Source organism: Frankia canadensis (assembly GCF_900197875.1).
Lineage (GTDB): Bacteria > Actinomycetota > Actinomycetes > Frankiales > Frankiaceae > Frankia > Frankia canadensis.
This window is the reverse complement of sequence record NZ_FZMO01000007.1, coordinates 1-22,572: the sequence shown is the minus strand read 5'-3', so window position 1 is coordinate 22,572 and position 22,572 is coordinate 1. Positions and strand designations below refer to the sequence as shown.

The 22,572-nt window shown below is 72.4% G+C and carries 19 protein-coding genes and 1 tRNA gene; 8 read left to right on the top strand and 12 right to left on the bottom strand.

The annotated features are described in order from the left end of the window. Positions 1 to 231 precede the first annotated feature (231 nt). Complete coding sequence (locus tag C1A33_RS01690; RefSeq protein ID WP_243407070.1) at positions 232 to 3,717, top strand: DEAD/DEAH box helicase; 3,486 nt, start codon at positions 232 to 234, stop codon at positions 3,715 to 3,717. Beyond that, on the top strand, positions 3,717 to 4,583 hold the full coding sequence (locus tag C1A33_RS01685; protein WP_101829761.1) for an SWIM zinc finger family protein: 867 nt from the start codon (positions 3,717 to 3,719) through the stop codon (positions 4,581 to 4,583). Before C1A33_RS01690 ends, C1A33_RS01685 begins: the two co-directional genes overlap by 1 nt. Positions 4,584 to 4,595: 12 nt before the next feature. Here the strand turns inward: C1A33_RS01685 and pgm are convergent, their stop codons facing one another. After that, positions 4,596 to 6,257: a phosphoglucomutase (alpha-D-glucose-1,6-bisphosphate-dependent) gene (gene pgm / locus C1A33_RS01680; protein WP_101829760.1), complete on the bottom strand. Its 1,662-nt coding sequence runs from the start codon at positions 6,255 to 6,257 to the stop codon at positions 4,596 to 4,598. A gap of 215 nt (positions 6,258 to 6,472) precedes the next feature. Between pgm and nadD the strand changes: the two genes are divergently transcribed. The 5 genes from nadD to C1A33_RS01655 all read left to right on the top strand — a co-directional run bounded on the left by nadD (position 6,473) and on the right by C1A33_RS01655 (position 10,996). Then, a complete protein-coding gene (nadD, locus tag C1A33_RS01675; protein ID WP_207770106.1) occupies positions 6,473 to 7,060 on the top strand; it encodes a nicotinate-nucleotide adenylyltransferase in 588 nt (195 codons plus the stop codon). A gap of 211 nt (positions 7,061 to 7,271) precedes the next feature. After that, positions 7,272 to 7,706, top strand: coding sequence for a ribosome silencing factor (gene rsfS / locus C1A33_RS01670; RefSeq protein WP_101829764.1), 435 nt, complete (start codon positions 7,272 to 7,274; stop codon positions 7,704 to 7,706). Further along, on the top strand, positions 7,703 to 8,410 hold the full coding sequence (locus tag C1A33_RS01665) for a histidine phosphatase family protein (protein ID WP_101829758.1): 708 nt from the start codon (positions 7,703 to 7,705) through the stop codon (positions 8,408 to 8,410). The genes rsfS and C1A33_RS01665 overlap by 4 nt, the downstream gene beginning before the upstream one ends. A gap of 85 nt (positions 8,411 to 8,495) precedes the next feature. Continuing rightward, positions 8,496 to 8,569 (top strand) — tRNA-Ala (locus C1A33_RS01660). Positions 8,570 to 8,866: 297 nt separating this feature from the next. Next, on the top strand, positions 8,867 to 10,996 hold the full coding sequence (locus C1A33_RS01655) for a TerD family protein (protein WP_101829757.1): 2,130 nt from the start codon (positions 8,867 to 8,869) through the stop codon (positions 10,994 to 10,996). A gap of 145 nt (positions 10,997 to 11,141) precedes the next feature. Here the strand turns inward: C1A33_RS01655 and C1A33_RS01650 are convergent, their stop codons facing one another. The 11 genes from C1A33_RS01650 to C1A33_RS01600 form a co-directional block, all read right to left on the bottom strand. Beyond that, positions 11,142 to 11,639, bottom strand: coding sequence for a peptidase inhibitor family I36 protein (locus tag C1A33_RS01650; protein ID WP_101829756.1), 498 nt, complete (start codon positions 11,637 to 11,639; stop codon positions 11,142 to 11,144). A gap of 100 nt (positions 11,640 to 11,739) precedes the next feature. Continuing rightward, a complete protein-coding gene (locus C1A33_RS01645; RefSeq protein WP_101829755.1) occupies positions 11,740 to 12,939 on the bottom strand; it encodes a S8 family peptidase in 1,200 nt (399 codons plus the stop codon). A gap of 152 nt (positions 12,940 to 13,091) precedes the next feature. Then, complete coding sequence (locus C1A33_RS01640) at positions 13,092 to 14,027, bottom strand: hypothetical protein (protein WP_133150537.1); 936 nt, start codon at positions 14,025 to 14,027, stop codon at positions 13,092 to 13,094. A 290-nt stretch (positions 14,028 to 14,317) separates the two neighbouring features. Next, complete coding sequence (locus tag C1A33_RS01635; RefSeq protein ID WP_101829753.1) at positions 14,318 to 14,860, bottom strand: peptidase inhibitor family I36 protein; 543 nt, start codon at positions 14,858 to 14,860, stop codon at positions 14,318 to 14,320. Between the two features lie 441 nt (positions 14,861 to 15,301). After that, on the bottom strand, positions 15,302 to 16,261 hold the full coding sequence (locus C1A33_RS01630) for a hypothetical protein (protein WP_101829752.1): 960 nt from the start codon (positions 16,259 to 16,261) through the stop codon (positions 15,302 to 15,304). 173 nt (positions 16,262 to 16,434) lie between these two features. Continuing rightward, entirely contained in the window at positions 16,435 to 16,968 is a 534-nt protein-coding gene (locus C1A33_RS01625; protein ID WP_101829751.1) for a peptidase inhibitor family I36 protein, read from the bottom strand. A gap of 598 nt (positions 16,969 to 17,566) precedes the next feature. Beyond that, a complete protein-coding gene (locus C1A33_RS01620) occupies positions 17,567 to 18,250 on the bottom strand; it encodes a GntR family transcriptional regulator (protein ID WP_165818187.1) in 684 nt (227 codons plus the stop codon). 163 nt (positions 18,251 to 18,413) lie between these two features. Beyond that, positions 18,414 to 19,505: a hypothetical protein gene (locus tag C1A33_RS01615; protein ID WP_243407068.1), complete on the bottom strand. Its 1,092-nt coding sequence runs from the start codon at positions 19,503 to 19,505 to the stop codon at positions 18,414 to 18,416. After that, positions 19,502 to 20,323 (bottom strand): UGSC family (seleno)protein, encoded by an 822-nt coding sequence (locus C1A33_RS35520; RefSeq protein WP_207770105.1) that lies wholly within the window; start codon positions 20,321 to 20,323, stop codon positions 19,502 to 19,504. The genes C1A33_RS01615 and C1A33_RS35520 overlap by 4 nt, the downstream gene beginning before the upstream one ends. Positions 20,324 to 20,355: 32 nt before the next feature. Next, positions 20,356 to 21,105 carry an SDR family NAD(P)-dependent oxidoreductase gene (locus tag C1A33_RS01605; protein WP_101829749.1) on the bottom strand — a complete coding sequence of 250 codons (750 nt, stop codon included), beginning with the start codon at positions 21,103 to 21,105 and terminating at the stop codon, positions 20,356 to 20,358. Between the two features lie 2 nt (positions 21,106 to 21,107). Continuing rightward, positions 21,108 to 22,319 carry a CaiB/BaiF CoA transferase family protein gene (locus C1A33_RS01600; protein ID WP_101829748.1) on the bottom strand — a complete coding sequence of 404 codons (1,212 nt, stop codon included), beginning with the start codon at positions 22,317 to 22,319 and terminating at the stop codon, positions 21,108 to 21,110. 95 nt (positions 22,320 to 22,414) lie between these two features. Here C1A33_RS01600 and C1A33_RS01595 point away from each other — a divergent pair. Further along, positions 22,415 to 22,572 (top strand): helix-turn-helix domain-containing protein (locus C1A33_RS01595; protein ID WP_165818186.1); only part of this gene is annotated, 158 nt, incomplete at its 3' end.

Below are 22,572 nucleotides of genomic sequence, written 5' to 3'. Positions count from 1 at the left end.
GGCCCGGGGTGTCCTTGGGCTGGGCGGCGGGGGAGAGTGGACGGTGATGCGCGGAACGGTCCGCGCCGGTGGACGGCCGGGTGGCCACCGGAGGTGATGGCGCGGGTGCTGGTGCTTCACGGGCTGCTTGGGCCGCACGGCCCGGTGGTGTGGGCTGAGGACGCATCGCGCTGGCCCTCGGACCAGACCGGCTTGATAGCGGCTGGGCGGCATCCCTTTGCCGCACGGGCGGTGGACCTGCGGCGGGCCGTGCGCGCGGCGCTTGGCGGGGACGTGTATCCCGTCAGCCAGGCGCCGGTGCTGCTTCCCAGCGACGCCGCCGGCCCGCTTCGGTCACCGACCCTCGCGAGCCTGCCCGCCGACACCGACGCCGGTGGCCCACCGCTGTCGGCGATTCCTGCGGTCTCGCCCGCCGATGCCGGTGCTGACATCGATGTCGATGTCGCCGACACCATGCCTGACCAGGGGCCTGACCAGGGCACGGCGCTGGCAGGACGCCCGTCGCAGCGGCGCTGGCGGGTCAGTGTGATCACGCTGGATCTCGCTGATCCGCACCTCGTCGACCGGCCGCTCGCGGATCTGGAGCGGTCGGCCGGCGCGGGAGCCTCCGGCTGGGTGCCGGCGGCGTCGTTCCGGTTCCTGCTGCTGATCCGCGACCTCGCGGTCGATCTGGTGGACCGCGGACGCGTCCTGCCGACGGCACGCACGGGAGAGGGGACCGTCCGCGCCGCATGGGCGCCGGTGCTGACCGGCGCGGACGCGGCACGTTTCGACGCCCTGCGCGACGCGATGCCCCCGGTGGTGCGTGCCCATGCGCCGCTGCCCGCGCGTTCGGCGTCGCGCGCCCATCCGATGGCGCGTGCCGGTCGGATGGCGCGTGCCGATCGGACGTCGGGCTGGGGCGGCGCCACCGCGCCGGCACCGGCTTGCGGCGAGGCCACCGCGCGGGGCGATGTCCTGCGACGGGCGCTGGATGACCTGGTCGACGCCGTCGTCCGCCGTCGGCTCGCGGCGGCGGGCCATCACCTCGTCCCGGAGCCGAGGTCTGGTGCGCTCGTCACCCGTTGGGTGGCCGCGCTCGGCCCATGGCCGGCGGCGTCCGCTTCGGCTGGCGAGGGCCGTGGCGCCGGAGCCGGGGAAGCGGCCGGTGTCGGTACGGGAGAGATGCTCGGTGCCGGTGTGGAGGAGGTGTCCAGGGCGGTCGTCACCGGGCCGGGGCAGGCGGTGCGGGAGCTCGCCGCGCGGGTCGAGGGCTGGCGCGGTGGGGTGCTGCGGGCGTCGACGGCGCGGGTCTGCCTGCGGTTGCACGAGCCCGCCGACGCCGCGGACCCCGCGGCACAGTGGCGGGTGGAGTTCCTGCTGCAGCCGCTCGTCGACCGGAGTCTGCTGGTCGGGGCGGACCGCGTCTGGGATGGGCGGGCCGACCGGCTCGCGGTGTGGGCGGATCATCCCCAGGACACGCTGCTCGCCGGGCTCGGCCGGGCCGCGTCCGTCTGGCCGCTGGTGCGCCGCGCGCTGCTCGAGACCCGCCCGACCGGACTGATTCTGGACGTGAACGAGGCGTACGCCTTCCTGCGCGCGGCCGACGGCCTGGAACGGGCCGGACTCGCCGTGCTGGTGCCGTCATGGTGGCGCCGGCGCGCCCGGGTGTCGCTGGGGCTGGGCGTGCGCTGCGCCCAGCCGGTCGTCCCGAGCGTCCGCGACGCGGCGATGAGCCTCGACCAGCTGGTGGACTTCCGTTGGAGCGTCTCGCTGGGCGGTGAACGGCTCAGCCAGGCGGAGCTCGCCGAACTCGCCGCCGCCAAGATGCCGCTGGTCCGGGTCCGGGGCCGTTGGACTCATGTCGACCCCGACCTGCTGGCCGCCGGTCTGGCGCGGCTACGGGAGCAGGCCGGCGCGCGGATGACAGCCCGCGACGTCCTCGGCCACGCCGGCCTGTTGCCCGCTGCCGACCCTGAGCCGGCGGGACCTGCTGGGGTGGGGCGGCTGGCGGACCCGGACCTGCGCCCAGACGCGGGCATCGGGCCGCCGCCGGATCGTGTGCGGGCCGGCCTCGTCGATCCGGACGCCCTCGCCGATCTGGACATCGAGGTCAGCGCGGACGGCTGGCTCGGCGGTCTACTCGCGGGGCCGGGCGGCGCAGCGGCCGGCGCGGGCGGCATAGGCACTGCTGGGGGAGCGCAGGACGACCAGGTGGAGTTCGTCGACCCGCCGGCGGGGCTGGCGGTCGAGCTGCGGCCCTACCAGCGCCGCGGGCTCGCCTGGCTCGCGTTCCTGGACCGGGTGAGCGTCGGCGCGCTGCTCGCCGACGACATGGGTCTCGGCAAGACGGTGCAGGTGCTGGCCCTGGAGCTGTTCGCCCGGGAGGCGGGCCCACGGGCGCCGACGCTGGTCGTGTGCCCCACATCGGTCGTCGGCCACTGGGAGCGGGAGGCCGCCCGCGCCGCGCCCGGCCTGCGGATCCACGTCCACCACGCGGCCGATCGGGCGGTCGGGGGCGCCTTCGTCGCCGTCGCCGCCCGCCACGACCTCGTCATCACCACCTATTCGGTGGTGCGCCGGGACGCGGCGGCGCTCGCCTCGCTGAGCTGGGACCGGATCGTGCTCGACGAGGCACAGCAGATCAAGAACAGCGGCATCCAGCTGGCCGGGGCCGTGCGCCAGCTGCCCGCCCGCCATCGCGTCGCGCTCACCGGCACCCCGGTGGAGAACAGGCTGGCCGACCTCTGGTCGATCATGCACGTCCTCAACCCGGGCCTGCTCGGCGGCGCGTCGCGGTTCCGGGCCCGCTACGCCGTGCCGATCGAGCGCTACGACGACGCGCAGGCCGCCGCCCGGCTGCGCCGCCGCGTCCGGCCCGTCCTGCTGCGCCGGCTCAAGAGCGACCCGGCGGTGCTCGCGGACCTGCCGGAGAAGATGGAGTTCCGTGATCTGTGCGTGCTGACCGCCGAGCAGGCGTCGTTGTACCGGGCGGTGGTCGACGACATGCTCGAACGGCTCGCCGACACCTCCCCGGCCCGGCGCAAGGGCGCCATCCTCGCCGCGATGACTCGGCTCAAGCAGGTCTGCAACCATCCGGCGCACCTGCTGGACGACGGCTCCCCGCTGGCCGGGCGCTCGGGCAAGCTGGCCCGGCTGGAGGAACTGCTGGAACGGATCATGGCCGACGGCGAGCGGGCGCTCTGCTTCACCCAGTACGCCCGTTATGGCGCGATGCTTGCCCCCTACCTCGCGGAGCGGTTCGGCGTTGACGTGCCGTTCCTGCATGGCGGGGTGCCGCGGGCCCGCCGCGACGCGATGGTCGAACGGTTCCAGCGCGGGCACGGCCCGGGGATCTTCCTGCTGTCCCTCAAGGCCGGCGGGACCGGGCTGACCCTCACCGCCGCCAACCACGTGATCCACCTGGACCGCTGGTGGAACCCGGCGGCGCAGGCGCAGGCCACGGACCGGGCCCATCGGATCGGCCAGCGCCGCGGCGTGCAGGTCCGGACGTTGGTGTGCATGGGCACCCTGGAGGAGCGGATCGACCGGATGCTCGCCGACAAGACGGCGCTGGCCCGCAGCATGATCGTGGGCGGGGAGTCGTGGCTGGCCGGCCTGTCGACGAGCCAGCTGCGGGACCTGTGCACGCTGTCCGCGTCCGCCGAGGTGATCGACGGCGGGGCGGCTGAGCCCGGGGCGGCCGTGCGCGGCCTGGCCGAGGGCGGTGCGGGGTGATGGCGGCCTCCGGGCATTCCGACTGGTCCCGGCGCTTCCTGGCGCTGATCGAGGAGCTGGGGATGACCGGCGCGGTGCGTGGCGGCCGCCGGCTGGTGCGGGCCGGCGCGGTGATCAGCGTGCGCCGGTCGGGGAACCTGGTCGTCGCCCTGGTGCGTGACGGCGAGGACGAGGTGCACAAGGCGAGGCTGGCGTTCGGGACGTTCTCCGGCGGGCAGTGGGCGCGCCTGGAGCGGGCGCTGGCCGCACGGGCCGGCTACGCCGCGTCGCTGTTGGCTGGGACGGTGCCGGCGGACATCGACCGGGTCTTCACCGCGCTCGGCCTGTCCCCTCTGCCGACCGGCGCGGACGACCTCGCGATGGACTGCTCCTGCCCCGACTGGCAGCGACCGTGCGCTCATCTCGCGGCCGCCTGCCACGCCCTCGCCGAGCATCTCGACCGCGATCCGTTCGAGGTCCTCGCGCTGCGCGGCCGGGAACGCGACGTCCTCCTCGACGGCCTGCGTACCCACCGCGGCATCCCCGCTCCTGTCCCCGACACCCAGCCCGGCGAGGCCGCGACCGAGGCCGACGGATCGTCGACCGCCGCCCCGGACCCCGGCGTCTTCTGGACCGGCGGCATCCTGCGACCTGTCGACGACCTCGGGTCCTCCGGCGACGGCGGATCCGGCGCTGACGCGGAGTCCGGCGCTGACGCCGGCTCCGGCCGCGTGCCCGCCGGCCCCCCCGACGGGCTGCTCGACCAGTGCGGGCCGCTGGTCGTCGACGGGTCGGCGGACCTGCGGGACGTGCTGCGACCGGCGTACGCCGCGTTCACCCGCGTCGCGCGGAACGCGGCGACGGACCCGCCGCCGACCGCTTCGTGAGGGAGGGCGCGGTCAGGCGCCGACGAGGGCGGCGTCGACGATCGTCTGGGCTTCGGCGATGACCTCGTCCAGATGGCCGGGGCCGCGGAAACTCTCCGCGTAGATCTTGTAGACGTCCTCGGTTCCCGACGGGCGGGCGGCGAACCAGGCGTCGTCGGTGACGACCTTCACCCCGCCGATCGCGGCGCCGTTGCCGGGCGCGTGCGACAGGGCCGCGGTCACCGGGGAGCCGGCCAGCGCGGTCGCGCCGAGGCTCGCCGGGGTCAGCGCGGCCAGCACCTTCTTCTGCGCGGGGGTGGCCGGCGCGTCGACGCGGCGATAGGCCGGCGCGCCGTGCCGCTCGGTCAGCTCCTGGTAGAGCGTGGCGGGATCACGGCCGGTGACCGCCGTCATCTCCGCGGCGAGCAGGCAGGCGATGAGGCCGTCCTTGTCCGTCGTCCACACCCCGCCGCCGCGGCGCAGGAACGACGCGCCGGCGCTCTCCTCACCACCGAATCCGAGCGTGCCGTCGGCGAGCCCCTCGACGAACCACTTGAAGCCCACCGGCACCTCGACGACGCCGCGCCCGAGGCCCGCGCCGACCCGGTCGATCATGCTGGAGCTGACCAGCGTCTTGCCGATCGCCGTCCCGGCGGGCCAGGCGGCCCGGTGGCCGAACAGGTACTCGATCGCCGCGGACAGGAAGTGGTTCGGGTTCAGCAGCCCCGCGCCCGGGGTGACCACGCCGTGCCGGTCGGCGTCGGCATCGTTGGCGAGCGCGACGTCGAACGAGCCGGCCAGGCGCAGCAGGGAGGCCATCGCGTAGGGGGACGACGGATCCATCCGGATCTTCCCGTCCCAGTCGGTCGTCATGAAGCCGAAGGTCGGGTCGACGGTGGTGTTCACGACGTCCAGGTCGAGCTTGTACCGCTCGGCGAGGGCCTGCCAGTACACCAGGCTCGCGCCGCCGAGCGGATCGACGCCGATGCGCACCCCGGCGCCGCGGATCGCGTCCAGGTCGATCACGTCGGCCAGGTCGTCGACGTAGGCGCCGAGGAAGTCGTGCACGGTGGCGGCGGCGCGGGCCCGCTCGTGGGGGACCCGGACGACGCCGGTGAGCCCGGCCGTCAGCAGCGCGTTGGCCCGGTCCTGGATGACCTTCGTGACGGCGGTGTCGGCCGGGCCGCCGTGGGTCGGGTTGTACTTGAAGCCACCGTCGGCCGGCGGGTTGTGCGAGGGAGTGACGACGATGCCGTCCGCGAGGCCGCGCCCCCCGCCCGCGGCGGACCCGGCGCGCTCGCGGTTGTGCGCGAGGATCGCGTGCGAGATCACCGGCGTGGGCGTGGCCTCGCCGTCCGGGGCGATGCGCACGGCGACGCCGTTGGCGACGAGCACCTCCAGCGCACTGGCGAGCGCCGGCGCCGACAGCGCGTGCGTGTCGACCCCGATGAACAGCGGGCCGTCGACCCTGGCGGACGCCCGGTAGTCGCAGATCGCCTGGGTGGTCGCGAGGATGTGGTCGGCGTTGAACGAGCCGCGCAGCGCCGAACCCCGGTGGCCCGATGTCCCGAACGCCACCCGTTGCGCCGGATCGGCGGGATCCGGATGGATGTCGTGGTAGGCGGCGAGCAGCGCGTCGACGTCGATGAGGTCCTCGGGTGCGGCGGGCTTACCCGCGCGCGGACTGGTCGGCATGGGCGGCGCCTCCTCGCGGTGGGACGGGGCTGGCCGGCGGCCTTGCCGTCAGCCTAGCCGGATCGCGCTGCGGGGGGTCCGGCCGTCCACAGGCGTGGGGGCCGTCCACAGGGCCTGTCCGGTGGGTTGCTTTGTGGGACATCTCCCGTCCGCCGGGGCGTGGCGGGCGTGTGCAGGTCGAACGGGGTTAGGGTCCGTCCGTGCGACTCGGCGTGATGGGCGGGACCTTCGACCCCGTCCACAACGGGCATCTCGTCGCCGCGAGCGAGGTCGCCTCCCTGTTCGACCTGGACAGGGTCGTGTTCGTGCCGAGCGGGCAGCCCTGGCAGAAGACCCACCGGGTCGTCTCCGCCACCGAGGACCGCTACCTGATGACCTTCCTCGCCACCGCGGAGAACCCGCAGTTCACCGTCAGCCGCCTCGAGATCGACCGGGCGGGCGCCTCCTACACGATCGAGACGCTGCGCACCCTGCGGGACGAGCGGCCGGACGACGAGCTGTTCTTCATCACCGGCGCGGACGCCCTCGCGCAGATCTTCACCTGGCGGGACCACCAGGAGCTGTTCGCGCTCGCTCACTTCGTCGGCGTCAGCCGGCCCGGCTACCACCTCAGCCTCGACGGCGCCCTCCCGCCCGGCACGGTAAGCCTGCTGGAGGTACCCGCGCTGGCGATCTCGTCCTCGGACATCCGCGAGCGGGTCCGGCGCGGCGCGCCGATCTGGTACCTCACCCCGGACGGCGTCGTGCGCTACATCGCCAAGCGAGGCCTCTACCACGCGTCGGAGCGCGACCCGCGGGCCTGATCGGGCCGGGCCCGCGGGTCGGCTCGACGCCCGGCCCGGCGGCGGCGAGGTGCGGCGATGAACCGCTTTTCGGGGCATCGCCGACCTGATGGGTGCCCTGTCCGGGCGCGGATGTGTCACGCTGGACCCAGCCACCCGGAACCCCGGGCGGCGCGCGGGGACGGCCAGGCCTGGCCGTCGCGCGGACGTCACCACCCTGGAGACCCCGAGCGTGACCGCTTCCCCCCGAGCCGTCGAACTCGCCCTCGCCGCCGCGCAGGCCGCCGCCGACAAGCTCGGCCATGACCTGCTCGTCCTCGACGTGAGTGAGCGGCTGGCCATCACCGACTGCTTCGTACTCGCCTCCGCGGGAAACGAGCGGCAGGTGAAGGGCATCGTCGACGAGATCGAGGAGAAGCTGCGCCAGCTCGGCGCCAAGCCCGTGCGCCGGGAGGGCGAGCGGGAGGGCCGCTGGGTGCTGCTCGACTTCGTCGACGTCGTCGTCCATGTCCAGCGGGACGAGGAGCGCGGCTTCTACGCCCTGGAGCGGCTGTGGAAGGACTGCCCGGTCATCCCGTTCACGGACGCGGCGGTCGGTGTCGGGGCCGCCTCCGCCGGTTCGCCCGCCGGTGAGGCCGGTCGCGGCGGCCCGGCGACCTCCCAGTGAGGCTGCTGCTCTGGCGGCACGGGCGGACCACCTGGAACGACATCGGGCGTTTCCAGGGGCACGCCGATCCGCCGCTCGACGACACGGGCCGGGCCCAGGTCGCCGCGGTCGCCCCGCTCATCCGCGCCATGAACCCCGACGTGGTCGTCTCCTCCGACCTGCAGCGCTGTCGCGACACCGCCGCCGGCCTCGGCCTGCCGTTCCGGGCCGACGCGCGGCTGCGGGAGGTCGACCTGGGCCGCTGGTCCGGCCTCACCGGCGCCGAGGCCGCCGCCCGGTACCCCGAGGAGGATCGCGCCTGGCGCACCGGTGAGGACATTCCCCGCGGCGGCGGCGAGACGTACCGTGACGTCGCCCGGCGCGCCGGCGAGCTCTTCGACGAGGTCCGTGCCGAGCAGGCGTCGGCGGCCTCCACCCCGGACCCGCTCATCGTGTTCGTGCTGCACGGCGGCACCGCCCGGGCGCTCATCGGCCGCGTGCTCGGCATGCCCCCCCAGCTGTGGTGGCACTTCGGCCCGCTCGCCAACTGCCGGTGGTCGCTGCTGCGCCTCGCCGAGGGCGGCTTCCGGCTCACCGAGCACAACGCGGCTCCGCTGCTGACTGGTAAGGTCGGCAGAGCCGGATCGGGCCTGTCCCAGGCGCTCCTGCCCAGTCAGGGGGCCCCGACGGAGTCCGACACGGAACCTGTACACTTGCCGAAGTAGCCCACCGGGCACCGAGGTTCGGGTCCAGGAGGGCACCACATCGGAGTCCACACGGATCTGATATAAAAGAACAGTACGAGCAGTTGGGGCTGTGGCGCAGTCTGGTAGCGCATCACACTGGCAGTGTGAGGGTCAGGGGTTCGAATCCCCTCAGCTCCACGCTACTCTGGGTTTCTATACCCAGGTATTGCTTGGGTTTTTTCGTAGCGTAATGCTGGCCGGGGGGGCCGAGCCCCCCCGAAACCCCCCACGATGACCTGGACTGGTTTTGGGTTCAGGTCTTTTTTGTTGTTTCGGGTCGGTGGGTGGGTGGACCCTGTTTCTAGTTATGGTGATCTTGGCGTGCGTCAGGGCCGCCTTTGTTGTTATGTTGTTCCGAATATGTTGCTTGGTTGACGTCGGCTAGGGACTTTTCGGATATGTGACGTTGGGCTCTTTGTGGTGAGTGCTAACGATATGGTCCTTGCCATGTGCGCTGCGACTGTTGCGGCCATGCGCAAGGGGGGAAACGTCACCCTCAGTGCTCTGGCTGACGAGCTGGGTTCTGTGTCGGTCATTCTCGAGTGGGCCACCGAGAAAGATCATCCGCTTGATGCGGATGTGAGTGTGCTCCTGCTGGGGGACGATGGGAAGGTCCGGTCCAACGACGACCTCGTGTTCTACAACCAGCCGGCCGGGGCTGGTGGCGCAGTTCGTCTGCGGGGCAAGACATCCAGCGTCGAGGATCGCGTCACGACCTTCACGGACGTGGTCGAAATCGATATGGACGATGTCCCTGACAGTGTTGATCGGATAATTCTCGCTGCAAGTCTGGACGGTGGTGACGGACTCGGCTTCGGCTGCCTGGAGTATCTGAGGGTCCGGCTTCTGCGAGGGTCCGACGCAACGGAGCTCCTCCGCTTCGACGTGACGGACGCGTCAATCGAGACGGCGTTTGTTCTCGGTGAGGTGTACCGCCGAATCGGGCAGTGGAAGTTCCGTGCCATTGGTCAGGGATATGCGATGGGCCTCTCAGCCCTCGTCACGGACTACGGTGTCGAGGTCGACCCGGAAGATGGCGGAAGCGAGCCGGAGAGCGCCGTTGAAGCACTGGTATCCGTTGTCGACGAGGCTACCGAGGATGTGACCGTCGCCGCTGCCGCTTCGCTGGGACCAGCGCAGCAGAGAACGGCGAGGCCCGCTCAGACGAGGGGCAAGGAGAGGCGAGCCCAGACGGTCACCACCCGGAAACGCCGATCCGCCAAGCGGTTGTCGGCGTCCAAGGTGCGCCGGGTAGAACTGGGTGATGTTACCGAGTCGTGGCAGCCGGCACGGTTGTTCCCCGTTGCTGGTATCGGCGGCGCCGGCGAGCAGGAACGACGAGCGACGTCCGCGTTGCTGGCCGTGCTGGGGTCGGTGCGAGAGTTCGGTCGGACGATCACTACTCGATTCGGCGCACCCGCGGGTCAGATCGAGACGTTCATCGAGGTACCGTTCAGTCTGGGTGATGAGCCCTACCGACCTGATGGCCTCATCCGGGTTACGCGCGGCCAACGCGTGTGGACCGCGCTGGTTGAGGTCAAGACTGGTGCCGGGGAACTCCGGGCAGAGCAGGTCGAGGCATACCTGGACATCGCGCGAGAGCAGCGGTTCGACGCGGTCATCACGATCTCGAATCTGATCACGGCGGCCGACGAGCGCCATCCGGTCTCCGTCGATGGGCGAAAGACGAAGAAGGTGTCCGTCGGGCACCTCTCCTGGGCCGAGATTCGTTTCCGCTGTCAGATGCTCATCGAGAACAGCGCAGTGGCCGACGGGACTCAGGAGTATCTTCTCACCGAGTTCCTGAGGTACCTGGCCCATCCACGGTCAGGCGCCGAACGGTTTGACGACATGGGCCCGCACTGGGTGCAGGTGCGGGACAGCGTCGCCTTGGGAACGCTGCGCCCGACGGACCGGGGCCTTTTCCCAGTCGCCGAGCGATTCGACCAGCTTGCTCACTACCTGTGCCTACACCTTGGCGGTCTGCTCGGGCTGGAGGTTCTGCCACAGCTCAACCGTCGTGTGGACGCCGCGCAGCGGCGCCAGGCACTGGCCGAGGAGCTTTGCCGCACCGGCACTCTCTCCGCGACGTTGCGTGTGCCAGGCGCGGTTGGTCCGGTGTCGATCATCACAGATCTGCGGGCTGGCCGGGTCGCCTGCTCGGTGACTTTCGATGCGCCGCGCCAAGGGCGGCCGCTCACCCGTGTCAGGTGGCTCGCCCGGCAGCTGGGGGACGCGAACGGAAACCTGCGGATCGAGACCTTCGAACAGGGCTCCAGGGAGGCCGTCCGCGCCGAGTTGCTTGCCTTGGTGCGACAGAAGCCGGACGTGCTTGTTTCGGGTTCAGAGAACGAACTCCGGGCTTTTCGGGTTTCGCTCAGTGCGCCACTTGGGACGAAGCGCGGTGCCGGAAAAGGTACGTTCGTCACATCTGTCGTAGACGCTCTGGAGAAGTGCTACGAGGAGGTCGTGCAGAACCTGCGTGAGTGGCGTGAGTCCGCGGACGGATCGAGCGGCAGCGACGATGCAGCCAAGGTCACTGGGACGGCAACCGGGAACGGGTGACACGGCTGGGTGATGCCCGATTCTGGAACGCCATGCACTGGGGGTTCAGGGGTTTTTGAGTTGAATCCGGTGGTGGGCAGTCGGGGTGGTGGCCGCCGCGACGGGGGAGTCGCGGCGGTTGGGTCGGGCTGGGGGTCGGTGGTTGTCAGATCCAGTCGAAGCAGCTGATGTTGTCGCGGAACGGTGGTGCTAGGTTTCCGCCGGTGTTGGGGCGGATGATTGCGGTGCTGCCGATGTAGTTCGGGGCGGTGAAGAGCCTGGCGGACAGGTGTCGGTCGTAGTTCCAGATCGATCCCACGTTGCCGATGGGCGGGGGCGACACGAGTCCGCAGGTCCCGTAGAAGAAGTCTTTGACAGTGCCGGTGAAGTTCGCTCCCGACCACACGCAGAGGTCGCCGTCGCCGTTGCTGTACTGGTTGCAGACGCCGTCGAGATGACGGGTGCCGACGCCACCGCCGCTACGGCTACCGGAGTTGCCGGTGGTTGAAGCGGTGCCGGGGACCGGTGCGGGGCGTGGAGCGCTCGCGTTCTGCAGGGGTGCCGAACTCGGGCTTTGGGCGGCGTCCGCCGGTTGGGCGGAGGCCATCAGGGTGACCAGGGCGGCGCCGCTGACGGCGACGGCGAGGCCGCGGCGTAGCGTCATCGTTCTCAGGTTTTCCCTTCCTTCATGACGGTTCTGTGGGGAATGCCATGCGGGCCCGTGAGGAATTCCCCACGGGCCCGCGAGCCCCTGCCTGGGCGGGTCAGAAACCGGCGGCGCGGGAGTAGAGGAGGGCGTTGGGGGAGCCGGCGCCGATGTCGGTCAGGGTGCCGGGGGTGGCGGCGTCGACGATGGCATTGCGGACATTGGTCGGGCCGGCGTTCCGGTGGCGCTGGAGGTAGAGGGCGGCGACGCCGGTGACGAACGGCGTCGCCATCGAGGTGCCGCTGATCGTGTTGGTCGCGCTGTCGGACGAGTTCCAGTCCGAGGTGATGTCGGTGCCGGGCGCGAACAGGTCCACGCAGCGGCCGAAGTTCGAGTAGTTCGTGTCCCGGCTGTCGGTGGAGGTCGTCGCGCCGACGGTGATGGCGCCGGGCACCCGGCTGGGCGACTCGTTGCAGGCGTTGCCGTTGCTGTTGCCGGCGGCCACGGAGTAGGTCAGCCCGGAGTTGATCGACTGGCGCACGGCCTGGTCCAGGGCCCGGGAGGCGTTCGCACCCAGGCTCATGTTGACCACGGCGGGGCCGGCATGGTCGGCGGTCACCCAGTCGATGCCGGAGATGACGCCGCTGATGGTGCCGAAGCCGTCGCAGTCGAGGACGCGCACGCCGACCAGGCGGGCCGACTTGGCGACGCCGTACGTCGAGCCGCCGACGATGCCGGCGACGTGCGTGCCGTGGCCGTCGCAGTCATCGGTGCCGTGGCCGTCGTCGATCACCGAGAAGCCGCCCCTGGCCCGCCCGCCGAAGTCCTGGTGCGAGGTGCGGATGCCGGTGTCGATCACGTAGGCGGTGACGTTGTTCCCGGTCGACGCGTAGGTGTAGGTGTTGTTCAGGGGGCGGCGGCGCTGGTCGACGCGGTCCAGGCCCCAGTCGGCCGGGCGCTGCGTGACGGCGCGTTCCGCGGACACCTCGTCGTCGGTCACATGCACGACCGCGTCGGGCTCGACGAAGTCGACGTCGGGGTCGGCCCGCGTCGCCGCCAGCTGGCTGGCGTCGAGCTGCGCCGCGTATCCGTTGAGGGAACGGCGGAACTCGCGGGTGACCTGGACGCCCCGGGTGCGGGCGCGGGTCACGGCCGCCGAGGAGCCGCTCGCCGGCGCCACCGACTTCAGCACGACGATGTAGCGGCCGGTCACGTCCGGAGTGGCCGCGTGCGCGGTGCCGGTCAGGGCCAGTTGGGTCAGGGCGACACCGGCCAGCAACCCGCAGGCGGCGGTGCGCAGTGACAGTCGTCGACTCATGGAGTGATCACTTTCTGCCTGGCCGTGGGCAGCCCGGTAGATCGGACCGCAGCGTGCGGATGCGGCCCGGCGCCCGGATGGCGTCCCCGGCGAGGCGGTAGCGGGGCATGGATGGTTGGGGTGAAACAGATGGGGGCGCCAGGCCGGACGCCTCAGCGCAGGTGGAGATCGCTGACGACGCGCAGCTGGGCCTCGTTGGTCAGCCGGACCTTCTCCAGCGCGTCCCGGTGGGCGGCGATGCCGGCGCGCTGCAGGTCCGCTTCGACGCCGGACCAGATGCCCACCAGGTTGGTCTGCCGTTTGCAGGCGATGTCCGTCGTGGCCGTGGTGATCTCCAGGCGCGACACCGGCCAGTTCCTGAACCGAGGGTCGGCGGGCGCGGACAGGGGGGTGGGATAGCGCAGGCCGTGCCCGCGCATGCAGGCCGACCAGGCCTGGGCGGCCTTCTGGACCCGCGGATCCCGCTCGGAGCGGAAGTAGCTGTCCTGGTCGAGTCGCTGGGCGAGGTACTCGTCGGCGCCGGTCGGCGCGTCGGCGCGCAGCCGCCGGTCCGTCTCGTCCGAGCAGCCGCCTGGCGGGACGGGGCGGCCGTTGACCGTGGGCGCTCCCCGCCCGGTCAGCGCGGTCAGGGTGCGGGGATCGTCGTTGGCCGACGGCCTCGCGACCGGGACGGGCGGGTGGGTGGACACCCGGTAGCCGGCCTGCGCCGCGAGGGCCAGGTCGGTGATGCCGTACCGGCGCTCCCCCCAGGTGTGCGGCCCCTCCGACCGCGGTGGTTCCGGCGGCCCGGAGAGCCCGAACCGGTCCATGCACTCGGCGAGAAGCACCCGGTATCCCCGGGCCACCAGGGCCGACTCATCCGGGCTCAGCAGATATCGGTCCAGCGGAAGCCGCAGCCGGGAGGCGTCGACGACCGCGGTCGGACGTGCTCCCGCCGGTGCGGCCGGCCCACCGCCACATCCGGCGGTGAGGGCAGCCGGGAGGGCCAGGGCTGCCGCCAGCGTCCATCGCGTCAGCCGGTGGGCTAGGGGGAGACCAGCACGTCCGCGGGGGACGGGAGATATCCCGTCGCCCATCCGGTGGAGCATCGCATTGCCTTTCCGTACCGACTGCGCGGCGCGCGGTCGTAACCGGATCGCCCTGCGCGGAACCGCCCCGGCGCGCGGGGCGCGAATGTTCATGATTCCTCCGGGCCATACCCGCCCGAATCCTGTGGATGCCGTTCTTGAACGGGTGAGTGAGGTGTCCCGTGCCGGGAGTGCGGGGCGCGGCGCCGATCGGTGGAACCGGTCCCCGCCGCTGGGGCGGGGACCGGTCTCAGAGCGTCCGGGTACCGGCGGAAGGAGCCACCGGTCCGTCAACCACTGATCGAGTCAGATCAGACCCACTTGAAGGACTCGACGTTGTTGCGGAAGGTCGGCGTGAAGTTGCCGCCGCTGTTCGGGCCGACAGTGCCTGCGGTGCCGGTGTAGTTGACGCCGGTCCAGACCTGGGCGGTCAGGTGCCGGTCGTAGTTCCAGACCGACTCCGCGTTGTTGCCGACACGCTGGCCCTGACCGCCACCGGCGGTGAGGAAGGTGTTGTCATTGAGGTTGTTGTCGGCGAAGAAGAAGTCGGCGCGGCTGCCGGTGAAGTTCTGGGTCCACCACAGACAGAGGTCGCCGTCGCCGTTGCTGTACAGGTTGCAGGCGCCGTCGAGGTGCTTGGTGCTGACGCCGCCGCCGTCGCGGGTGTCCGCCGTGGAGGCGGCGCTGGCCGCGCCCGGGACCGACACGCCGCCGGGCGCGGTCGAGCCGCCCGAGGTGGCCGACCCGCCGTCGGAGGCGGCGCTGGCCGGCTGGCCGGCGACCACGATGCCGGCGGCCAACGCCAGACCGCCGAAGGCAACGGCGGAGCCACGGCGCAGTACAGTCCTGTTCATGTGCACGCTCCTGTGAGTTATCAGTGAATGAGAGCATTCCGCCCGCGCGGCGGCGCTGCCGCGACGGCGTCGTGCTGGCCCGGCCACCCGTTCTGGCATGTCGTCGATTCGTGTCTCATCAGTCCCGTGAGCCGCGCCGCGAACGTTTTCTCCGGTGGCTGGTGCACCTGTTTTCCTGTTCGGATCGCGCTCGGCCGAATTTCGCTGCCCGGCAGGTGGTTCTGGGTGCGCGACGAAAATATGTCGCGGGGCCGGTGAAGTCCAGGAGCGCGCGATGAAGCGTGTCGAACCGCAATGATGGCGAAACGTCGCGGTAGGCCGTGGTGGTCGCGACCGGTGAAAGGAGGGGGCCTGCGGCCTTTTGCCGGCGCGAGCGGGTTATGCGCGCCATGCCGGGATTCCGTGGCATGGGCGGAATGAGTGGGCGGTCGGCGGGAGGCATCAGTCGAGATGAAGGCCGTCGGCGGCCCGTAGTTGGGCCTCGTTGGTCAGCCGGATCCGCTCCAGCGCGTCCCGGTGGGTGGCGATGCTCGCGCGCTGCAGGTCCGCCTCGACGGCGAACCAGACCCCGACCAGATCGGTCCGCCGCTTGCAGGCGATGTCGGTCCGCGCGGTGGTGATCTCGAGGGCCGACACCGGCAGGCCCTTGAAGCGCGGGTCGGCCGGGGCGTCCAGCGCGGTGGCGTAGTGGTAGCCGTGCTCGCGCATGCAGGTGGACCAGGCGCGCTGCGCCGCCTGGACCCGGCGGTCGCGTCTGGACGTCAGATAGGTATCCCGTCCGAGCCACTGGGGCAGGTCCGTCTCCTCCACGCTCGTCGGCGCACCGGCCGTCAGCCGTCGCCGCGTCTCACCGGCGCAGCCGCCGGGCGGGACGGGCCGACCGCCGATGACGCGGTCGCCCCGCCCGGTGAGCACGGCCAGCGTCTGCGGGTCGTCGAGCCCGGAAGGCCTGGTCACGGGGGCAGGGGGGCGAGTGGAGGTCCGGTAGCCGGTGCGGGACGCCAGGTCGAGGTCGGTGATGCCGTACCGGCGCTCCTCCCACGTACGCGGGCCGTCGGGCCTGGGCGGCCGCGGTGGTCCGGCCACCCCGAAGCGGTGCATGCACTCGGCCAGCACCGTCCGGTGTGCCCGGGCCACGAGCTCCGACTGGTCCGGGCTCAGGAGGTACCTGTCCAGGGGAAGCCGGAGCCGGGAGGCGTCGACGACCGCGGCCGGGCTCGGGGGCGTCGCGGCCGCTGGGCGGCTCGGTTGGCTGCCGCAGCCGGCCACGAGGACGCAGGGGAGGCTCAGCGCGGCGGCCAGCGCCCGCCGGGTCACCCGCCAGGTCATGCGGCGGGATCGGGCGAGTCCGGTCCTCCCGCGGAGGACGGGGTGCTCACCGCCACCGGAGGGGTGGGGCATCGGGGCTCCTCTTCATCCGGGCGGTCGGCGCGCGACGGCCGGGAAATGTGGGCGTCGACGGGCGCGGGTCGGACTCCCGGCGCCGCGGCCCGGTCCCCGCCGGTTTCGGAGGGGACCGGGCCGCGTGCCGACCTGTTGGCCGCGGAACCGGTCAGGCGTCGTTCTACGTCAGGTCAGAAGGTCCAGTAGAAGGACTCGACGTTGTCGGCGAATCCGCCCGGGAAGTTGTTGCCGGTCCACGGGTAGAGGTTGACCGAGGCGCCGGTGTAGTTCGTGTTGGTGAAGGCCCGGGCGGTCAGGTAGTGGTCGTAGTTCGCGTACGACCGGGCGTTGTTGCCGACCCGCTGTCCCTGGCCGCCGCCGGGGCTGTTGAAGTAGTCGTTGTTGAGGTTGTTGTCAGCCCAGTAGAAGTCGGCGTGGCTGCCGTAGTAGTTGTAGCCCCACCACAGGCAGAGGTCGCCGACGTTGCAGGCGCCGTCGAGGTGCCGGACGCCGACGCCCCCGGCGTTGCGCGCCGACGGCGTGGAGGCCGTGGTGCTGCGCGTCCCCAAGGACGGAGCGGGGTCGGGCAGGCTGGTGGCGTGGGTGGGCGCCGGGCCGTCCTTGGCGGTGGCGGCGCCTGCGGGTTGGCCGGCGGCTACGATGCCCGCCAGGGCCATGCCGCTGGCGGCGACGGCGAGGCCGCGGCGCAGTACCTTCCTGTTCATGGTCACTCCTTGAACTAGAGGTAGGATTGATGGACGCCGCCCGCGGGCGGCGCTGTGCTTTTCCGGCCACCTGTCCAGGCTTTTTCATCGAAGTGTTCTGGTCCCGTGAGCTGTGCCGTGAACGCGCTTCATGGTGGCCGGCTGGCGCCGGTATCCGGCGCCCTGCACACCAGGCGTTCCTGCATTCGGGTCGCGCTCGGCCGATGTCGTCGCCCGGCAGTTCTTCCTGGGTACGAGAAGAAAGTAATTCCCCGGAGCTCGCGGCGTCCAGGAGCGGTGGTGAAGCGTGTCGCACCGCGTTGATGGCGGAACATGGCAGTAGCTGGATACTCGCCCGGATCCGCTGCTATGTCCGTGCCCGCGGCATCCGTTCCGTCAGCCCGCGCGACGGGCAGGAGAGCTTTTCTCGTTCTGGTGCAGGTGGAAATCCGGCCCGGGACGAACGGGCGGGACGGGCGGCGGGCGGTTCGCTGTCCGCCTGCCGGCACGGCCGCGGAAGGCCCCGCTCGGGCCGTGACAAGTAGCCGACACCTCGGCCGCCGGGCGCGGGAACGCGCCCGAGAGGCCCGCGGTCCGGGACGCTCGGGTGGGGCGGCGGTCAGCCGGTGATCTCGGCCTCGAAGGAGGCGTCCTCGACGAACCGCAGGACGGCGCGGATGTGGGCGCGCATGGCCCGCTCGGCGGTCTCGGGCTCCGCCCGGGTGATGGCGGCGAGAACGGCCGCGTGGTCGTGTAGGACCCCGTGGCCCATGGCGCCGGGCGCGAGCGAGACCGCGCGCATGACCAGCACGATCTGGTCCTGCAGCCGGGCCAGGTCGTCGGCGAGGCGCGGATTGCGGGCGCCGTCGCGGATCAGGCGGTGGAACTCGGCGTCGAAGGCGACGTGGAGGTCCGGATCCGCGTGGCGGATGGCCTCGGTGTGCTGGTCCAGCACCTCGCGCAGGGCATCGCGCTCGGGCGGCGTCATCCGGGCGGCGCCGAGGCGCGCGGCCATGCCATCCAACGCCTCCCGCAGCTCGAAGAGGTGGCGCAGGTCGTCGTGGCTGCCGCCGAACACGACCGCGCCGTGACGTGCGCGGATCTCGGCGAGGCCGGCGCGTTCGAGCGCGTACACGGCGTCGCGCACCGGCGTGCGGCTCACGCCAAGGCGGCGGGCGAGCTCGGGGACGCTCAGGTGGGAACCGGGCGGCAGCTCGCCGGCGAGGATGGCCTCGCGCAGCTGGTGCTCGACCCGTTTCGCCAGCAGTTCGTGCCCCTGGATCGGGGTGAGCGAAGTTGTCACGATGTCCGTCATTACGTCCTGGATCCGCCGGCCCGGGTCGGCCCGGCATCGCTGGCGTCTCGGTGATCCCACCAGGCTACGTGCGGCCGTTCGTCCGTCGCGACGACCGCCAGCCGCCGGCACGCCCTGGGCGCGGCGGCGGCCTGACGGGCGCCGTGGCGGTTCAGCGCCGGATCGGCTCGACCGGTCGGGTGGTGGTCAGGGTCGCACCCCAGCTGTGGATCACGGTCGCGTGCAGCGAGCCGAGGCCGCCGGCGACGGCGACGAGCACCTGGGACGGGTCCTGCACCAGGTGCACCCGGCCGTCGCGGACCCGGCCGAGGTCGGCGATCGGCGCGTGGTACGACTCCGGCCAGTCGGTCAGCGGCAGGCTCGCGAGCTGCCACAGCCGGCGCTGGACCTCCTCGATGTCCGGCACCTCCCGGGCGATCACCTCCGCCCACACCGGATTGATCAGCACCAGCACCTCGGAGTAGGCCGAGCTGGTCAGGTAGCCGTTCGCGCCCGGCACCGCCATCGACCGGCCGATGATCGACAGCAGGTCCGCGCCGGTCTGCCCGAGCGTGTCGCAGACGTTCATCGTGCCCATCGCGGCGTAGACGGTGACCGCGTCGCCGGGCACGCCGCGCCGCTGCGCCAGCGGCACCCACGGCGAGCGTTCCTCCCACTCGCCGAACACGATGCCTGCCACCCGGCCCGGCTGGCCGAACGTGCTCTGCGACGTGACGCCGATCCGCTGCCCGGCGACGTTGCGCATCACCAGCCGCAGCGCCCGCCCGATCGCCGGCGCCGGCCCTGCCACGCCACCGAGGCAGCCGGTCTCGCAGGGCAGGTCGAGGCGGCGCCGGATCGGCCCGTTGACCAGCATCAGCGGGACGACCGAACCGGTGGTCGCGTTGAGGCCGTGCAGCTCGAAGTCGTCCGCGGCCATCGCCCGCAGCGCCGCGGCGAGCAGCGGCAGCGACTCGGCGCTCGCGCCCGCCATCACCGCGTTGACGGCCAGCTTCTCCATCGTGCACGACGCCCCGGACGGCGGCAGCGACGCGGTCACCACCTCGGCCGGGTCGGCACCGGCGAGGTCGAGGAAGCGGGCGACCCGCTGTTCGGTCGGCGGGACGAGCGGCAGCCCGTCGCCCCAGCCCGCGATGGTCGCGAACTCCTGGAAGTCGCCGGGATCACCGGCGACATCGTGGCGGACGCTCGACAGGACGGCGCTCGCCGCGCTCGCCGCGCTCGCCGCGCTCGCCGCGCTCACAGGGTGGCTCCGAGGGTCTCCAGCAGCGCCGGGAAGGCGTCGCGGGCGATCTGGCGCACCTCGTCCTCCGGCCGGGTCTGCAGCGGGAAGGGCAGGGTGAGCAGGCGCAGGCCGGGCCGGCCGTACTGGGTCGCGAGCATGGTGCCCAGCGCCGTGAACTGGGCGGTGACCACGCCGACGGTCGGCAGGCCGCGCCGCGCCGGGCGGACGGCGTCGCGGATCGTCCATGACGTGCACGAACCGCAGTTGCCGAGGCCGACGATGGCGACGTCCGCCTCGGCGAGCAGCCGGTCGTAGGCGTCGTCCGCCGCGGCGCCCTCGGCGCCGGACAGGCCCTGGGCGCGCCGCCAGGCCCGCGCGGTCGCGCCGCCCTCGCCGAGCAGCCGGGTCCACTCGTCGACCACCCAGTCCCATGACTGCCACAGGACGTCGATGCGGATGGCGATCGTGCGCCCGGCCAGCGGGCCGGCGTCGGGTCCGGGATCGCCGTCGCCCGCGTCGACGGCGGCGGTCGGGTCGAGCACGGTGATCCGGGCCGGCGCGGCGGACTCGGTGGTGGCGGTGCTGCGGGGATCGCGCAGCACCACCCGGTGGGAGGTGAGGCCGCGCTGCGCGAGGCTCGCGGTGAGGACCTCGCGCAGCCGGTTCGGCGGCAGCAGGCACTCGGCGCACTCGACGTCGGTGATGTCGAGCGCCAGTTCGATGGTGTGGGCCTGGTCGTTGACGTCGATGAGGCGTAGGTCCGCCCCGTCCCCGCGGACGAGGTCACGCAGGTGCTCAATGGCCTGGTTGATGTCCGGTGGCGCGGTGGTGGTCATCCGCGATGCCTTCCTGTGCGGTGCGGGTGGGGTCAGGAGGTCTGCGCACGGCTTCCCTTCGGCACCTCGCCGAACAGCAGCAGCGTCTGGTCGGGGGCGGGGGGCAGGGCGGCCCAGATCCGCCGGGCCGCGTCGTCGGGCTGGTCGGCCTCGCCCGAGGCGACGCCGGCGCGCATCGACGTGGCCACCGGGTAGCTGTCCGGGTCGGCCTCGGCCTGGGCGCGCAGCGACGGCGTGTCGACGAAACCCGGGCGCACGGCGACGACCCAGGGCCCGCGGCCGCGGTGGCGCCGCTCCCGGTGCACCACCCGGACGAACTGCTCGATGCCCGCCTTGGCCGCGGCGTAGACCGCCCGGCCCTCGAACGGCACCCGCGCCGCCGCCGACGACATCAGCACCAGCCCGGATTCGTAGTCCGGTCGCACGGCCCGGATGAACGCGTCGGCGAGCACCAGCGGCGCCGTCCCGTTGCCGATGGCGTCGGCCCGCACGTACTCGGGGTCGAGCTCCCCGATGAACCCGGGCTGGCCCGGCCAGTAGGCGTTCTGGATGAAGATCGCCCGCTCGCCGCGGAAGGCGGCGAGCTCCGTGCGGAAGTGCTCGATCACTCCCGGCCAGGTCGCCGGGTCGGTCAGGTCCAGCCGCACCGACTCCAGGTCCGGGTGCTGGCGGCGGGAGAGGTTGATGATGCGGGCGTTCGGGTGCGGGCAGGTGGTGGCCAGGCCCAGACCGAGCCCCTCGGTGGCGCCGCTGATCCACACCAGCGTCGTGGGATCGGACATGCTCAGATCACTCCTTCGCGCCGCAGCCCGGCGAGGCGCTCGTCGTCGAGACCGAGCAGGCCGCCGAGGACCTCGGCGGTGTGTTCACCCATGTCCGGGCAGCGCCGTGGCGCGTCGGGCACCGCCGACCCGTCGGCCGCGGCCGCCCGCGGACCGAAACGGGGGGCGGGGGCGGGGACGAGACGCGGCCCGACGTCCTGGCTGTCGACCGTGCGCACGGCCCGCCGGGCCTGCGCGTGCGGGTCGTCAGTCAGGCTCGCCGCGTCGTGGACCGGGACCACCGGCAGCCGACGGGCGTTCATCACCGCGAGGATCTCGGCGCGGACGGACCGCGCCGCCCAGGCCGCGACCGCCCGGTCGATCGCGCCACCGTCGGCGTCGCCGATCACGTCCTCCTCCTCGTCGTCGCGGTAGCCGACGAGGTCGAGCAGCTCGGTGAGATGACGGGACGTGCTGCAGCTGATAGCCACCCAGGTGCCGTCCTTGCAGCGGTAGGTGTTGCGCACCGGGGAGCCGGCGAGGCGCCCGGCCAGGCGGCCCGGAGCCGGCTCGCCCGGCGTCCACTCGGCCAGCGCCGGCGCGGCGACGTGCAGCAGCGCGTCGACCGGGTTGACGTCGACGACCCGGCCGGGCCCGCCGTTCGCCCGGGACAGGCAGGCCGCGAGCACCCCGAAGGCGCCGACCATGCCGGTGACGGCGTCGCCGAGCGGCACCGACGCGAGCATCGGCCGGTCGGCCGGGTCGCCGGTGAGATGGGTCAGGCCCGCGAAGGCCTCGCCGAGGGTGCCCGAGCCCGGCAGCTCGGCGTTCGGACCGTCCAGACCGAAGCTGGTCACGCACACCAGCACCAGGTCCGGGTTGATCGCGGACAGCCGCTCCCAGGTCAGGCCGCGGCGCTCCAGCTGGCCCGGCAGCATGTTCACGACCAGCACGTCGACGTGCCGCGCGAGCTGGCGCAGCAGCTCGCAACCCTCCTCGGAGCGCAGGTTCAGCGTGATCGACCGCTTGTCGCGGGCCAGGATCGGCCACATCGCCCGGGCCCGGTACGGGTCGCCGCCCGGCGGTTCGACCTTGATGACGTCGGCGCCGTGGTCGGCGAGCAGCGTCGAGATGAACGGGCCGGCGTAGAGGGTCGCCGTGTCCAGGACCCGTAGGCCCCGCAGCGGTGGGTCGGAGGCCGCCGGCCGCGCCGGGACGCCGTCCTGGATTCTCATCGGGATCTCGCCGTGGATACCCCGGCCTTCAGGCCCGGGAGGTAACGGCGTCCCACGTTGGAACGCATTGCGAGTCCTTTCGGTAGCATGACGGTATGTCCCGTTACCGGCTCGTTCCGGCGCCTGAACAGGTCGCCGGACTCGAAGAGCACTGCGGGCATGCGCGTTTTGTTTGGAATCTTGCGGTCGAGCAGCAGGCGTGGTGGACGCCGTATCGGGGTAAAGGTCCGAATCATGTGGAGCGTTGTCGGCA